This window comes from Actinomadura napierensis (genome assembly GCF_039529375.1).
Classification (GTDB): domain Bacteria; phylum Actinomycetota; class Actinomycetes; order Streptosporangiales; family Streptosporangiaceae; genus Spirillospora; species Spirillospora napierensis.
The window spans coordinates 328-714 of record NZ_BAAAMR010000307.1 but is presented as its reverse complement, the minus strand read 5'-3'; the positions used below and the strand labels follow the sequence as shown (position 1 = coordinate 714).

The following is a 387-nucleotide window of genomic DNA, read 5'->3' as shown; positions in this document are numbered from 1 at the left end:
GGTTTTTCTCGATTAGTGGCAAGCTGCGCGGACACTTCCAATTATTTAATGGTTATGGTGAAAGCTTAATTGACTATAACCATCGTGCAACTTATGCCGGCTTGGGTGTTTCACTCATGAACTGGTACTAAGTTTGACCTATAAAATGCCGCTTTTACAGCGGCTTTTTTATTAACCAATTTGAATGTTGGCTTGAGGATGTTTGAGACGGCTTTTTTTAGGAGTAGCAATTAAATAGGCGAGTGTTAAGGGGCCTAAACGGCCTGCAAACATAAGTAGGCTTAAAATAAATAAACTACCATTGTGTAAATCTGGCGTGATACCGGGAGAAAGGCCTACCGTACAGGCTGCTGAAACGACTTGAAATAATAAGTTCATAAAGTCTGC

The 387-nt window shown here is 40.6% G+C and carries 2 protein-coding genes; one reads left to right on the top strand and one right to left on the bottom strand.

From position 1 onward, the window contains the following. The first annotated feature begins 11 nt into the window (after positions 1-11). A complete protein-coding gene (locus ABD296_RS49615; RefSeq protein ID WP_344285558.1) occupies positions 12-131 on the top strand; it encodes a phospholipase A in 120 nt (39 codons plus the stop codon). A gap of 40 nt (positions 132-171) precedes the next feature. Here ABD296_RS49615 and ABD296_RS49610 read toward each other — a convergent pair. Further along, positions 172-387 (bottom strand): potassium transporter TrkG (locus tag ABD296_RS49610; protein WP_344285551.1); only part of this gene is annotated, 216 nt, incomplete at its 5' end.